The sequence below is a fragment of the Candidatus Saccharimonas aalborgensis genome, from assembly GCF_000392435.1.
Classification (GTDB): Bacteria; Patescibacteriota; Saccharimonadia; order Saccharimonadales; family Saccharimonadaceae; genus Saccharimonas; species Saccharimonas aalborgensis.
The window spans coordinates 568,632-583,527 of record NC_021219.1 but is presented as its reverse complement, the minus strand read 5'-3'; the positions used below and the strand labels follow the sequence as shown (position 1 = coordinate 583,527).

Below are 14,896 nucleotides of genomic sequence, written 5' to 3'. Positions count from 1 at the left end.
TCCTTCTGGGGTTAGTTGAGTTGCTTTACACAATGACTGATGGGTCTAATACGCTTGCATGATAGCTGTATACTGCCGGTACACCTCCTTTATCGCTTGGATGCTTATTGATTCGTTACAGGTGTGAGCACGTTCAAACTCTCCCGGACCATAAATAATCGTGTCGATACCTTTCTGCTGGAAATAGGCTTGGTCGGTTGCACCGCTGCTAATACTCGACGCAGCAATACCCGTCACCTGTTTTGCGCAGGCAAGGATGGGTGCCGAACGCGAACAAGATGCAGAAGGTACAAAGCTTGCGTCATATCGCCAGGTGCATGAATAGGTAGCCGCTAGGTTATCGATCCATCGCTCAAAATCTTCGTCCATCTCGGGCGTGGTACGGATATCGACTGAAAGTGTCGACAGGTCGCTTGTTTTATTGAGCGAGCTATTCTTGCCCGACCCTACGCGGGTAGGGGTAAATGACGGTACACCCATTACTTCACTGCGATACTTGCGGCGCAGATGCTCACGAATCACTTCAAGATCGTTTAGCATCGCAACGAGCGGCGGCAGAGACGAAATAGCATACTGCTGCTCTTGGGACGCATGGCCAGCCTCTCCCGAGAAACTAAAGGTTACAAAACGATTACCTCGGTGACCAACCTCGACACGACTAGCGTTTGTCGGCTCGGCGATAATACAATTTACCTCTTGATAGTCTGTCTTTGACTCAAAGTAATCAGTGAACGCAGCCGCACCTGCGCCATCAACTTCCTCGGCAGCAACTGCGGCTATCCATAGATCATACTCGTGTGGATGTGCGGCTGCAGATTCCATACAGGCCATCTGAATCGCCACACCGGCCTTCATATCACCGACACCCAGGCCAGAGAGCCGACCATCGGCTTCGACAGGCTCCCAAGGAATATGCGACCACTCGCTGACCTCACCCGACGCAACGGTATCAATGTGACCGCAAAGAATCAATGCACGCCTCGCTGGCTTTTTAGCGCGTACGACACCACACACAAACCTATTGGTAGCATGGATATCTGAGAGCCCCGCTTCTGTCGCCCAACGATGGATAAAATCCAATATCTCTGTCTCATTCCCGGAAACGGAAGCAATACGGACGAGTTCCTTGGTGTGTTCGAGCACATTATTTGTCATGCTGTTCCTCATACACCATAACAGTATCGCAACATTCTACACCAAGCACTCTCGCTCCCAGCTTTGGACAGCGGGCACAGAGCGATCCTGCCTCCTCGGGAACATCACGGAGCGTACGCTCCTGGTAACCGCTCGCATCAAAAATACCCTTACTCGAAGGATTACAGAAGGCGTACGGCGTAATGCCGTCCAACTGTATCAGGCGACTAACTGATTTGGTCAGCGACGTACCGATACCATGTCGACGAAATTCGCCCGGTACCCATAGTGAGCCTACCTCAGACATGGTCCTTACTCCATGTTTAAGCGGCTGCATGGCTCCCACATAGCCGCCAAATTGCCCGTCAACAAGCGCGACCACGCCCGCGTATTTCGCGTACACCTCCTCGGGTGTAATCGGCAGCATTTGAAGTGGTTGCTCAGCGCTGCTCGTCGTTGCAACTGCGAGAGCTCGCGCGATTTCAAGGCGGCGTTGATACGGCAAATGGTCAAAGACGCGTAGCTCGACGCTATTTCCCCACCGTTTGTATTGCTCTATCACCGCTCCTGCCGACATACACTCACCTCTTTGGTTGTTATCTGACTGCTTCAGTGTTGTCGATCCATTGTAGTGCCTCAGTCCAGCTATGTAAAGAGTACTTGTATTTTTTTCACGACACACTGTATACTAAGCCCATGAGTTATCACCAATTTGCTGATTTCCGTCGTCGCCTTCGCCATTAAAGAGGGCATGTTTCGTATATATCATCTGAACCAAAATCGCGCCCTCGCACCAAGAGGGCGTATTTATTATCACAAGAAGGGACCTACCATGAACAAAGAAGTGACAAACTACAAAAAAGTTGCCAGCCACGAAGCTCACCCAAACACGTTTTCACGCTGCCTGCTGCTCTATTCGGGGGGTCTCGATACATCAGTTATGCTGAAATGGATACAAGAAACGTATCACTGCGAGATTATTACGCTCACCATTGATATCGGACAAACGGCCGACGACCTCACAGCAATCGAGGCAAAAGCAAAAAAACTTGGCGCAAAAAAAACCATTACCTACGATGCAAAAAAAGAATTCGCCGAAAAATTCCTCTCGCACGCCATCAAGGCAAACGCCGACTATCAGGGAGGTTATGCGCTGAGTACACCGCTTGGGAGAATTATCATTTCTGAGTTAGCGGTCAAATTTGCCAAAGAAAATAACTGTCACGTTATTGCACACGGTGCGACTGGCAAAGGTAACGACCAGGTGCGGTTTGAATCTTATATCACTACGCTCGATCCTTCGCTCAAAATCATTGCACCTGTTCGTGAGTGGAGCATGGGGCGCGAGGCTGAAATCGCCTACGCCATCGCCCACGATATTCCTGTCGTTCAAACCCTTGATTCGCCTTACTCGAAGGACGAAAATATGTGGGGCATCACCAGCGAAGGAGGAGAGATCGAGCATCCTAGTCTCATCCCAAAAACTCACGCCATTTTGAGTTGGTGTAATCCCCTCGACAAGACACCTCAAGACGCCACTCGTATCGTCATTGGCTTCAAAAACGGCGTCCCTGTCTCGATTGATGGCAAACCTCAGTCTCTTACTGGCATCATCGAAACCTGCAACACGATCGGCGCGACACACGGTGTCGGAGTAGTCACCCTTATCGAAGATCGTTTGGTGGGACTCAAGGTCCGAGGGGTCTACGAAAATCCCGCCGCGACCATCCTTATCACCGCGCACAAAAAACTTGAGCAACTCGTCTCAACGAGAGTCGAGAACGAATTGAAAGGTCTCATGGATACCAAATGGGCCTACATGGTGTACGCCGCTCAGTGGCACGAACCTACGCTTCATCACATCTCAGCGTACATAGACGATCACAATAAGAAAGTGACGGGGGAGGTTACTGTAGAACTCCACAAGGGACATGCCAACGTTGTTAGTCTCACCTCACCTCATTCGTTATTCGACCATAGTCTTGCCACATTTGACACCAGCGAAGCATTCAATCAAAATGCATCAGCAGGCTTCATTGAGATTTACACGCTTGCCCAGAAAACTGCATACGGAGTATTTACCTATGACGACAACTAAACTTTGGCAAATTGATGACGATGAGCTCCACCCACTTGTCGAACACTACACGGTGGGAAATGACCGTAGCTGCGATCAAACACTTCTTGGCTACGATATCACCGCCACAAAAGCACATGCCCACATGCTCTCGAGTATCAGTATCCTTTCTCGGGATGAATATAAGCAAATTGCTGATACTCTCGACGCTCTCTACGATAAGTGGCAGAAAGGTACTTTTGTAGTTACATCAGAGGACGAAGATGGTCATACTGCTATAGAGAAATACCTCACCGCCAAACTAGGCCCGATCGGCAAAAAAGTTCACACTGGCCGCAGCCGCAACGATCAGGCGCTCGTGATGATGCGGCTGTACCTCAAGGATCAGCTCTCGGCGATCAGCGCTGAAGTTACCACGCTATGCGATGCCTACGATCAAGCGATCGCAGCGGCTGGATCGCAAGCGATGCCCGGCTATACGCACACCCAAAAAGCCATGCCTACGACTGTGGCATTGTGGCTCGGTTCGTACCGTGATGCATTTGCCGACACCCTGCCCTATCTCACAAACACGCTTGCCCTCATCGACCAAAACCCGCTCGGATCGGCAGCCGGCTTCGGTATCGAACTTCCTCTAGACCGTGAGATGACAACAAAAGAGCTTTCCTTTGCAAAAGTGCAAGATAACCCTCTCTACTGCGGTCTGTCACGCGGAGTATTTGAACTCATCACCATACAGGCCTTTGTCCCCTTCATGGTCTTTGCGGGGAAGTTTGCCGAGGACATGCTGTTATTTACATCACAAGAGTTTAATTTCTTCTCACTCCCAAAGAGTATGACGACTGGTTCGTCGATTATGCCTCACAAAAGAAATTACGATGTCTTTGAAATTATGCGCGCAACCGCCCACTCCTACTCAGGTCATATCACAAAACTACACGCAATTACTGCCGGGGTTGGCAGCGGCTATCACCGTGATCTCCAGCTTACCAAAGCCATCACCATCGAAGCCTGCCAATCAGCCCAGCAAACGCTTGAGGTTCTCACACTGTGTGTTCGCAATCTCATGCTCAACACAAAACATCTCGACGCTGCTATGACCGATGAGCTCTATACCGTTGCAAAGATCAACAAACGTGTCGCGGAGGGCATGGCATTTCGTGATGCCTACGTCGAAGTCAAACGTACCCTGCAATAGCTTACGCTTGACACCGACCCCCACTCATCGGTACACTAGCCAAAAAGGAGGTGAGATGACTCACGAGTTACCCAAGCATCAGGTGGAAGAAGGCTCGTTTCATATGCTAGAAATTGTGGTGGCAGAAGGCAGGTCGCTTAATACGCCATTTTCATCTTTCCCGTTAGGTCGCCCCTTCACCCTCCGTTTCGAAGATAGAGAGAGAACCGAATTTCCGGAAGGCACGATGGTAACGCATTATGGAATGCGTGCCATACTTTTGGCATGTTTGAATACTCCTGAGATTAGCGTGTCCGTTGATAAGCAGGGTGGCGCGACCGTTTCTCCACGCTCATAAACTACCTTACATTTTTTCGACTGCTTCGATACCGAGAATTGCGAGTCCTGAGGCCAACACATCCCGGTAGGTTTCGACGAGACTGAGGCGTACTGCCTCGCGCTCATCACCGATGATGCGTGATTGCTCGTAAAACCGGTTGAATGCTTGAGCAAGTTCATAGAGGTAGCTACAAATCCCATGAGGAGCGAACTCTGTCGTTGCTTTTTCGACTACAGCTGTATACTCACCAAGTTTATACAGGAGAACCCGCTCAGTACTATCAAAAGAGCCCGTGTGAATTGGTGCACCTTTTTGATTCGCTTTTTGCAAAATGCTGCACGCACGAGCGTGAGCATATTGGATATATGGCCCGCTATTACCCGCTAAGCTCACCGTCTCGTCAATATCAAAAGCAATGTCGCCTCCCACACGGTATTTGGCAAATACATATTTGATGGCCCCAAGGGCAACGGCGTCGGTCAGCGAAGGATCGGACACGAGCTCCTTCACTTTATCGCGTACGATATTTACCACGTCAATCGCCCGAGCAACGTTTCCTAGGCGCGAACTCATTTTTTTACCATCCCCAAATCGCACCGTGCCGTTCGTAATATGCGTCATCGTACCCGACAAGCTTGGATCAAATATCTCCGCCGCCGCAAATACCACACGCATATATTCTTTTTGGTCGTTACCGGTGATCAACACACGATGGTCAAACTGATATTCTTGTCGCTCGAGCCAAATCACACCGATATCTTTTGTCTCGTAGGTCGGCAGACCTTTGCTGGTAATAAACACCCGCGTATGGAGATGCTGCGTCTCATCTCCTCTGAAAACGACCGCTCCTTCTGACTCAACCACCGTTCCCTTCGCGAGCTGCTCACGGACAACTTCGAGACCAGTTGGTGCTGTGCTACTCTCTGGGTAATAGCGCATCGTATCCACCTGTATCTCTTTATAAAACGCCTCGAAATAGTCAAAACTCCACTGACGTGTCTCCCAATAGATCTGCGCAAGTGCAGACTGGTGATCATCGCTCGCGTGAAATTCGTAGATCGTTTTATTGAGAGTATCGATAGCTTGCTTTGTTTGCTCGGAGCTTTCATAAGCGGCGGCACCGCGGACATAACAGTCGCTAATCCACCGCGCTCGACCAAACGGTGTTTTGTCGACATCATCCAATTTCTCAGGATATTCACCGCCAATGGTATCGACGATTCCCCATAGGCATCTCGCCACATGCAATCCGACGTCGCCGCCGAAGCTCGTCCGCGTTACCCGTGCTCCACTCGCTTCGAGCAGTCGACACAACATATCACCGAGCACTGTTTGGTAGAGATGCCCCGTGTGAAGCTCCTTAAAGGCATTCGGACAGCTGTATTCCACAACGTAATGTCTACCATCCAACTGCGCCTGGGGCACAGTCGTCACCAGAGCGGCCAATGCCTTATCCGTCAGTCGCATATTGATAAATCCTGGACCAGCGATCGATACTTCATTGAATAGAGGATGAGCCTGAAGCGCTTCCGCAAGTTCCTGCGCAACTTCGCGGGGCGGACGACCCAGACCAGGTGCGATCTGTAGCGCCACGTTTGTCGCGAAATCACCATAGTGGTAGTCGGGTCGCTCAATATGAGCAACAAGTTGTTTATTATACAACGATTCAATAACTGAATTGACCGCTTCGCGAATAGTATCCATATCTCTCATTATATCAGAGGTAGCGACTACTCGTCATCTTCTGCAAGATAGTCAGCCTCACGATAGACCGACACGGGCGCAATACCCTTGGTATTTTTGAGGACATAACGAAGCGCATCGGTATCATCAAAATCAAGCGTATCGTCGATCTCTTGCTGCATAGGTGTTTCATTTTTGTCGTTCATATGGCTATCTAAGCATGGACAACGCTAGCCGTCAATCACGTAAAAGAGTCTCCCTACCTCACCCGACAGACAGTTGGCCCTTATGGGCCAAGGCCCGCCAAGAGCGAAGGCTGATTTAGTTAGCGGCGGGCCGGTTGTCTGGAGTGGGGAGGTGGGGAGATCGAGGCCGCGCCGCGTGGATCAACCCGCCAAAGAGCGGATGCGGCCGCATCGGTCGAGACCGAAATTCGGGGTGAGCCTGAGTAGCAATGATGTATCGTTTACCGGGTGCCTCCACAAACTCAACCAGGCGACCATCTGGTGATGTGCCACTTACAACAATCCCACCTTTTTCTATCTGTTCGAGAAACGCTTGGTTGACTTCGTAGCGATGACGATGGCGCTCAACGATAGTGGTGCCATCATAGAGTCGAGCTGCCAAACTATCCGGCACAAGCTGGGCGGGATAATCGCCAAGTCGTAATGTTCCCCCTGTTGACTCCTTACCTACCTGGTCTTCCATAATATAGACAACGTTCTGGCCACTCTTCTCGAACTCATCGCTATTTGCGTGGCCCAGGCCACCGCGTCGTGCCGCTGCGATAACAAGTGTCTGCAGCCCGAGGCAGATACCAAGGTAGGGAACGTCATGTTCGAGGGCGTAACGCGCTGCCGCAACCTTCCCCTCTACCCCTCGCACGCCAAAGCCGCCAGGCACTAATAGCCCATCGACAGTCGCGAAATCTTCATCAGTTGCCGTTTCGGCATTGATCCATGTTGTTTCCAACACAACACCTTCATGCCAAGCTGCACTCTTTAGCGCTTCAAGTACCGACAAGTACGTGTCCTCATTGTCGAGATACTTTGCCACAAGCCCAATTCGCACTACCTCACTCTTGTCACTTTCTTGCATTGAGACTAACCCCTGCCAGCGCCGCATATCGGGAGCCACTTCGTCACCAACAAAGTGATTAAGAATCGGTAGTAAGGTACTTTCGGCAATACGCTCAGGAATCTTAAAAACACTATCGACGTTTGGCATCATCAGTACTGCATCGTCCGGCACACCACCAAACATAGCAATCTTACGCTTGATTGACTCGGGCGCGGGACTGTCGGTCCGCACAATGATAATATCGGGAACAATACCAAACCCTCTCAGATCACTGAGGGCGTTTTGAGCAGGCTTGCTCTTAAACTCCTTGCTAGTACCAATATATGGCACATATACCACGTGGACAAAAAGTGCATTCTCACGGCCAACACGGCGACCAAACTCACGAAACGCCTCGACAAAACTCAGGCCCTCGTAGTCACCTACCGTTCCCCCCAACTCAACAATATGGACATCAGAACCCTCAGATGCCAACTCAATCTTACGCTGAATAGCTCGTGTCAGGTGTGGTACAAGCTGAACAGTTTTACCCTCAAACTTGCCCGCACGTTCGTCATCAATCAGCTCTTTGAGGAGCCTTCCCGACAATGTCGCACTCTGCTGTGTCACTTCAATATCAAGAAATCGTTCATAGTGTCCGAGGTCGAGATCGGTCTCAGCACCATCTTTTGTCACGAAACATTCACCATGTTCTGCTGGATTCAGAAGACCCGCATCCACATTAAGATACGGGTCGCATTTCTGAATTGAAAGTGACTTACCTTTGGCTTGCAATACTGCGCCAATGCTCGCCGCGGTAATTCCTTTTCCTACCCCCGACAGGACACCGCCTGTCACAAAAATATATTTTGTTTTTCCCATGTCTATTTTCGCCTCCATGGGACTTCATTATAGCATGCAATACGGTCACTACGCTACAGGTAGCGTAGATTGTTGTGTATTTTACGCTGCGGGTAGTAGGCGTTCACAAAAATACGGCTATTTTGCCCATTTGTCTCATAGCATGAAGCCAGGGACACTGAAAATCAACTACTACTATGATATGCTACGGGTATGAGAAAACCTTTTGTTATAGGAGCAACGGTGACGTTTGTCATCTTGGCTAGCGGCTTACTTTATCTATTTATGCGTCCCTCCACCGCTCCATCTCAACAATCAGTTAATGCACCAAGTAATGTTAATACAACCCCGTCGTCTCCTGCTTCGTCTACACAGGGACGCTACACCACCTATAGCGCTGCGGCAGCAAATGACACTTCTTTTAGTGAGACGATTTTGTTCTTTTACGCTCCGTGGTGTCCTGAGTGTCGCGCATTTGATACGGTACTCACTTCGGCGACTATTCCTGAAAGTACGCAGATACTCAAGGTTGACTACGATACAGCAACTGATCTGAAGCAACGCTACGGTGTCACGCTTCAGACGACGTTTGTCAAAATAACCAGCGGCGGCGAAAAAGTCAGTCTATGGACTGCCTACGGAAAAGAGAAGTCGCTCCAGGCCGTGCTGAGTAATACCTAAATGCTGCTCGCCCTTGCTTCACTGCTCGCTGGCGTTTTCTCGGCCCTTTCACCCTGCGTACTTCCACTCATCCCAATGATGCTCGGTACTCACGCACAAGGAGGCAACAGACGCAGTAGTCGCGTACTCCTTGGCCTGGCACTCTCCGTTATCGCGTTTAGCGTATTACTCAAATCAACCACTTTGCTTATCGATGTTCCTCAGCAAATCTGGCAAATCGTGGGTGGCGGGATTGTTGCGCTATTTGGCGCCTCTCTGTTATGGCCGAGCCTTTGGGAGAAATTTGTACTCACAAGTCGCTTCGGGTTAGTCGCACAACAAGCTGTCGGCAATGCGTCAACAAAACAGGGTGCACTTAGAGACATCTTACTCGGTGCTAGTCTCGGTCCCTTATTCAATGTCTGTAGCCCCACGTACGCACTCATCGTTGCAGTGCTGTTGCCTGCCAATCCGCTGCAGGGATTATCACTCTTGTTCGTCTACACACTCGGACTCACACTTACTCTCTTTGCAGTCGCGGTGGGTGGCTCTACCTTTGTACACAAACTAGGTTGGTCGCTCGACACGCACGGCAAATTCCGCCGTATCCTTGGGGCGCTTTTGTTACTCATCGGTATTGCAGTGGTGCTAGGCTTAGACAAAAAACTCCAGGGGCTGCTTGTGTCGAGCGGACTATTTGACTGGCAAGTTAACCTTGAGTCACTGATCGCTCAATAATTATGAGCCTGGCACAAGCATAAGCCAGATCAAAGCCATATTGAGTATCGCCACAGAAGCAGTGATGGTATAGAGGAGCACCGAAACGACACGCGAGTTCGTATGTGCACCCATAATGTTACGATTTGACGATATTATCGAGAGTGGAATGAGTGCAAATGGCACACCAAAACTAAGTGCGACTTGCGATATCACCAGCAACAATAATGGGTCGATGCCGAGTATCAGCAAAAAAAGAGCGGGAATCATCGTAATAAGCCGGCGTATCCACAGGGGTATTGGTACGTGCACAAGGTCCTTCATGATGACACTGCCCGCTTGGCTCCCCACAGCGGTACTCGCCAATCCTGATACCAGGAGCCCGACAGCAAAGAGCACCGCCACCAACGGTCCAAGCGTACTACTCAGCCCCTCAAAGATATCACCAAAGCCCTCTACCGTAGCGCCCCCAAGTACTGCCGCGGCGAGTAATAGCATGGCAATATTCACCGTTCCCGCAATGAGCATGGCGAGTCCGACGTCTATCTTTGTTACTTTTAAATACTGTTGTAATTCGGACAACTTTACTTTTCCGTGACGATCTCTTGCTAAGGCGGAATGCAGGTAGACGACGTGCGGCATAATCGTTGCTCCTATCATCGCCGTTGCGAGCAGTAGTGTCTCCTGACCACCAAAGCGCGGCGTCAGCCCGCTGAGCACACCGGACAGATTAGGTGGGTGCTGTACTAACCCGACAAAAAACCCAAGTGGAATGATCAATAATAGCCCGACAATCAACCGCTCAAAATATTTCTGACCATGATGACTATACACCCCCAGCAACGCCATCGAGACAATGCCTATAATCAGCCCGCCTATGGGTAGTTGTAATCCGAACAACAGATTCAGTGCTACCGCACCACCCACAACCTCAGCGATATCGGTCGCAACTGCTACGAGCTCCGCCTGCGCCCAATACAACCGCCGGCCCCACCGTGACATTCGCTCGGCCACGAGTTCGGGGAGAGACTTACCGGTCACAAGTCCTACTTTGGCGCTTGTATATTGTGCTAGCGCTGCCATACTATTAGCTAACACCAGTACCCACAACAGTAGAAATCCGTACTTTGCACCCGCCCCAAAATTAGCCGCGAAATTACCCGGGTCAACATAAGCAACCGCAGCAACAAAAGCCGGACCCAATAACAAGACTACCTGTTTACTACTCTCTTTATGCATCATACGATCTACACGAGACTGCGTAAGCGATAGCGGCGCCAGTGCTGGTGCTCACAAGAACTCCCCCTAAGCGTAAATTACCCGATATGCCCGCTCTCTACTTATCGTCGTTTTCGTCGGGCTCTTGCTCTGTACCGTCAGTCGATTCCTTTAGTTTCGCCTCAGCATTACCAGCATTGACTTCATAACTGGTATTGGTACTCTCAAAGAAATTGACCAGTTCATAGGTATCGTTAGCGGTCGCCATCCACTTGGCAGGATTTGAGACATTATAATGAGGTTCGAAGCCAAGTTCCTCGAGACGCCGGTCAGTCAAGTATTTAACATACTGGTTGATATAGTCGGCATTAAGGCCGAGGATACCGTTTGGCAGCAGTGCTTTATTGTACTCCTCCTCCATTGTCACGCCGTCGAGAATCATCTGTTTGATCTCTTCGGCAAACGCTGGGTCCTGCAAATCCTCGTTCTCTTCGATGACGGTTAGAATAAGGTTGATGCCAAACTTTAGGTGCAAACTTTCGTCGCGGACAATCCAGTCGATCAAGCTACCGAAGTTTCGGAGCAGATTTCGTTGGCGGAAACTAAGTGCCACCATGAATCCCGAGTAGAACCAAATGCCCTCGAGAATGATATTGTAGGCGATAAGGTTACGGATGAAATCTTTTTTGCCCTCAGTTGTCGTGATATCCATCGTGTCTTCGGTCATCCGTTTGATGTACTTCGTCTCAAACTCTTCCTTGACTGCCATGACCTTCTCATCAACATGGGCACTATAGGCGGCTTCGCGATCGATCGGAAACGTGTCGAGCACGTACTCAAACGCCATGCAGTGATTCGCCTCTTCCCACATTTGCTTGGCAAGATAGAGGTGGCACTCCGCTGCATTGACGTAGGGATAGACACCAAATGCCAACGCCTTATTGACCAACAGCTCGTTGGGGTTGAAGTAGCTCATCAAAAATGTCACTGCATGACGCTCTTCATCGGTCATTTTTTCCCAGTCAGCTAAATCCTGCGCCAGTTGAATCTCGTTAGGAAACCACGTGTTCGCAACTGCCTGATCATAGAGGTCCATCGCCCATTGATAGTTGATTGGTTTCAGTAATAGTCCGTCTTGGATGCCGGAGCCTAAGATTTTACCCATCCTTGTTTCCTCCTTATCTTTTATCCTGCTCACTAATATATCTATATATAGTATGACACGAAACAAGCTAACTCTCAACTGAGCGCGCTACACCTGGCAGTCACTGGTTATTCGCAGCCGTCGCAAATCGTAAACGTCGCTGGATCAATTGGTGCGGCCGTTTGCCCCGAGCGGGCTGCCTGCTCGTTTACCGAGGCCTGCGCAGCCTCCATAGCATCACTGATAGCTTGAAGTTTTTCCTCGAGTGACATATTGTCGTTGATGATAGTTGATGCGTTCATTTGGTATCCCCTCCTATTATTCTGTTGATGTGGTGTTAGTGGATTAATTCAAGTGCTGCTTCATCTCATGCCGCCTGCTTCTTTGCAAATCCAAATCCGCTCTTTCGCGCGCCGCTACTATCGACAATTGCGTCAGCTTTGTTGACCTTTACGGTACTGAGCTCGGCCTGATGGCGCGGTTTCATGTGCAAATAGTAGGTAGTTTTGAGACCACGCTTCCACGCACCCATATAGACCTTCTCCATGTCGTCGATGCTGCGGCTTTCGAGATACATATTGCGGCTGATTGCCTGGTCGACCCATTTCTGGGCTCGCGCTGCTACTTCGACAAACGCGAATGGGCTGAGCTGGAAGCATGTCTTGTAGACGTCTTTCAGGTGTTGCGGCACTGTATCGATATTCGTCAGATCACCTTGCTCGATGAGAAGTTGGTCCTTTACTTCATTCCAGATACCTAGTGCCTTCAGATCTCGCACAAGATTGGTATTAACCTCGAGAAACTTGCCATTGAGGGTGCTGCGGCTAAATATTTGTCCAAACTGTGGGTCAATACCGGGTGTTGTACCTGCCACGTGGGCGATATTTGCTGTCGGAGCAATCGCCATAAGTGTTGCATTACGCATGCCTTTTGTCGTTTTTTTGCGTAGCGCTTCCCAGTCGAGACGAGTTTTGCGAGTGACATCTACGGCGACACTACGGTCTTTGGCCAGCGCATCGACAGTGTCGATCGGCAATTGACCCTTGCTCCATCCACTACCCTTAAAATCAGGATAGCTCCCTCGCGTTTTGGCAAGTTCAGCTGATTCATCAATCGCATAGTAGCTAATATATTCGGCGAGTTGATCCATCGTATCATAGGCCTCTTCACTCTCATAGCTATAACCCAATTTTTCGATGACATCAGTGAAGCCCATGATGCCAAGCCCGAGAGCACGCGTCGTCTGAATGCTGTTGATCGCCTCGGGAATTGGCGTGTCGGTAATATCACATAAATTATCAAGCTGTCGAATGGCGCTACGTGTTGCCGCCTCAAGCCGCTTCCAGTCCCAGACTTTTTTATCAACATCTAGAAAGGCGCTCAGATTTATACTCACGAGATTGCAGACAGAAATATTCTTTTCGTCATTTGGCAAGGTAATCTCGGTACACAGATTACTACTATGGATGGTGCTGCGGTTGTTGTTGAGCGCGCGCACATTGATGGTATCTTTCCAGGTGATCCAGGGGTGGCTGCTCGCCTGAAGACTCGTCAAAATCTGTCGCCACTGTTGGCGTGCAGGCACGGTCTTAAACTCTCGCAGTTTTCCAGCCTTTGCGAGTTTGACATACTCGTTGTATCGCTTTGCAAATGCGTCTCCGTAGAGCTCGCTCAGATCAGGCGTCTCGGCGGGATCAAACATATACCAATCCTGCTCTTTTTGCACACGGCGCATAAACTCGTCACTGATGTAAACGGCGATATTGGCAAACCGAGTTCGGAAATAGGGGTCACCGCTATTTTGACGGAGCTCCATAAATCCAGGAAAGTTGACATGCCAGTTCTCCATATAAATAGCCGCTGCACCAGCCTTCTTGCCCTTGCGACTAACGGCAAACAGAGCAGTATCGATCATCTTCATAAACGGCAATGGTCCCGTACTCACCGTATTTGTCGTTTTGACAGGACTGCCCGCGGCACGTAGTTTGTTCATGCTGATACCAATACCGCCAGTACCCTTGGCAATCCACATCGTGTCGCGAATCGATTTAGCAATTGCCTCCATGTCATCGTCGACATCAATCACAAAGCAGTTCGATAGTTGCGGAAATGAACCTCCGGCGTTGACTCGCGTACTTCCACCAGGCAAATAATCGAGATTACTCATATGCCTATAAAAATCAAGTGCCGCAGCGGTAGGGTCCTTTTCGTTGAAACTTAATCCCATGGCAATTCGCATATGCGTAAATTGCGGGGTTTCTACCGGCTCGCCATTTTGTTTACGAAGTGCATAGCGATTCTTATTGGTAATAACCCCAAGATATTTGCTCAGTGCATCACGTTGCGGGTCAAGTGCAGCCGCAAGTTTCTTAACATCAAACAAAGCTGGGTCAACCATTCGCTTATCGAGAAGTCCCTCCTTGACCGCTGTCTTCAAGTACTGAGGAAAAGCCTTCTCGTGTAATTTTTTGAGCTCGGCGTCGTCTTTATAGTCGCCCAGGATGTTCTTGTAGACATTCTTGAGCAGCAGCCGTGCAGCGATAGTATCAAAATCAGGATCATCTTTGACATTCTGAAGTGCCGTATGAATAACTGCTTCATCTAACTCTTCACTAGTGATTCCATCAAAGAGTGTAAGTTGCAGTTCAGTCGCTACCTGCACAACTTTTTGAATCTGATCTGGCAAACCCTCGCTTGCTTTCACAAGCGCGAGATTGATCTTGTTGGCGTCAAATGGTTCGCGGGTGCCATCGCGTTTTACCACATGAATTCCGTTCATTACCCTCTATTCCTTTTTGTTATAGTTTGTACCTTCTTCTCGACACA

General features: G+C 49.7%; 14 protein-coding genes. 5 read left to right on the top strand and 9 right to left on the bottom strand.

All coding sequences use genetic code 11. The annotated features are described in order from the left end of the window. Positions 1-45 precede the first annotated feature (45 nt). Together L336_RS02980 and L336_RS02975 are read right to left on the bottom strand one after the other, a co-directional pair. Positions 46-1,155: a M20 family metallopeptidase gene (locus L336_RS02980; RefSeq protein ID WP_015641738.1), complete on the bottom strand. Its 1,110-nt coding sequence runs from the start codon at positions 1,153-1,155 to the stop codon at positions 46-48. Then, on the bottom strand, positions 1,145-1,711 hold the full coding sequence (locus L336_RS02975) for a GNAT family N-acetyltransferase (RefSeq protein ID WP_015641737.1): 567 nt from the start codon (positions 1,709-1,711) through the stop codon (positions 1,145-1,147). The genes L336_RS02980 and L336_RS02975 overlap by 11 nt, the downstream gene beginning before the upstream one ends. Before the next feature lie 255 nt (positions 1,712-1,966). On the opposite strand from L336_RS02975, the gene L336_RS02970 reads away from it, so the two are divergent. From L336_RS02970 to L336_RS02960, 3 genes are read left to right on the top strand one after another with little or no spacing between them, the layout of a single operon-like run. Then, positions 1,967-3,232: an argininosuccinate synthase gene (locus tag L336_RS02970; protein WP_041191273.1), complete on the top strand. Its 1,266-nt coding sequence runs from the start codon at positions 1,967-1,969 to the stop codon at positions 3,230-3,232. After that, on the top strand, positions 3,219-4,409 hold the full coding sequence (gene argH / locus L336_RS02965; protein WP_015641734.1) for an argininosuccinate lyase: 1,191 nt from the start codon (positions 3,219-3,221) through the stop codon (positions 4,407-4,409). The genes L336_RS02970 and argH overlap by 14 nt, the downstream gene beginning before the upstream one ends. A gap of 55 nt (positions 4,410-4,464) precedes the next feature. Then, positions 4,465-4,746 carry a hypothetical protein gene (locus L336_RS02960; protein ID WP_015641733.1) on the top strand — a complete coding sequence of 94 codons (282 nt, stop codon included), beginning with the start codon at positions 4,465-4,467 and terminating at the stop codon, positions 4,744-4,746. Between the two features lie 6 nt (positions 4,747-4,752). Here the strand turns inward: L336_RS02960 and argS are convergent, their stop codons facing one another. The 3 genes from argS to L336_RS02950 all read right to left on the bottom strand — a co-directional run bounded on the left by argS (position 4,753) and on the right by L336_RS02950 (position 8,370). After that, the gene (gene argS, locus L336_RS02955; RefSeq protein ID WP_041191271.1) at positions 4,753-6,432 is read right to left on the bottom strand and encodes an arginine--tRNA ligase; all 1,680 of its coding nucleotides are present in this window, start codon (positions 6,430-6,432) and stop codon (positions 4,753-4,755) included. 26 nt (positions 6,433-6,458) lie between these two features. Further along, entirely contained in the window at positions 6,459-6,617 is a 159-nt protein-coding gene (locus L336_RS05925) for a hypothetical protein (RefSeq protein WP_015641731.1), read from the bottom strand. Positions 6,618-6,732: 115 nt separating this feature from the next. Continuing rightward, positions 6,733-8,370, bottom strand: a complete 1,638-nt coding sequence (locus tag L336_RS02950) for a CTP synthase (protein WP_015641730.1) — start codon at positions 8,368-8,370, stop codon at positions 6,733-6,735. 174 nt (positions 8,371-8,544) lie between these two features. Between L336_RS02950 and L336_RS05660 the strand changes: the two genes are divergently transcribed. Continuing rightward, a complete protein-coding gene (locus L336_RS05660) occupies positions 8,545-9,012 on the top strand; it encodes a thioredoxin family protein (protein ID WP_015641729.1) in 468 nt (155 codons plus the stop codon). Next, positions 9,013-9,729 carry a cytochrome c biogenesis CcdA family protein gene (locus L336_RS02940; protein ID WP_015641728.1) on the top strand — a complete coding sequence of 239 codons (717 nt, stop codon included), beginning with the start codon at positions 9,013-9,015 and terminating at the stop codon, positions 9,727-9,729. Here the strand turns inward: L336_RS02940 and L336_RS02935 are convergent, their stop codons facing one another. From L336_RS02935 to L336_RS02925, 4 genes are all read right to left on the bottom strand, one after another. After that, positions 9,730-10,950 (bottom strand): Nramp family divalent metal transporter, encoded by a 1,221-nt coding sequence (locus tag L336_RS02935; protein WP_015641727.1) that lies wholly within the window; start codon positions 10,948-10,950, stop codon positions 9,730-9,732. 94 nt (positions 10,951-11,044) lie between these two features. Continuing rightward, positions 11,045-12,091 carry a ribonucleotide-diphosphate reductase subunit beta gene (locus L336_RS02930; RefSeq protein ID WP_015641726.1) on the bottom strand — a complete coding sequence of 349 codons (1,047 nt, stop codon included), beginning with the start codon at positions 12,089-12,091 and terminating at the stop codon, positions 11,045-11,047. 107 nt (positions 12,092-12,198) lie between these two features. After that, the gene (locus L336_RS05920) at positions 12,199-12,372 is read right to left on the bottom strand and encodes a hypothetical protein (RefSeq protein ID WP_015641725.1); all 174 of its coding nucleotides are present in this window, start codon (positions 12,370-12,372) and stop codon (positions 12,199-12,201) included. A gap of 65 nt (positions 12,373-12,437) precedes the next feature. Then, entirely contained in the window at positions 12,438-14,849 is a 2,412-nt protein-coding gene (locus L336_RS02925) for a ribonucleoside-diphosphate reductase subunit alpha (RefSeq protein WP_015641724.1), read from the bottom strand. Positions 14,850-14,896 lie beyond the last annotated feature (47 nt).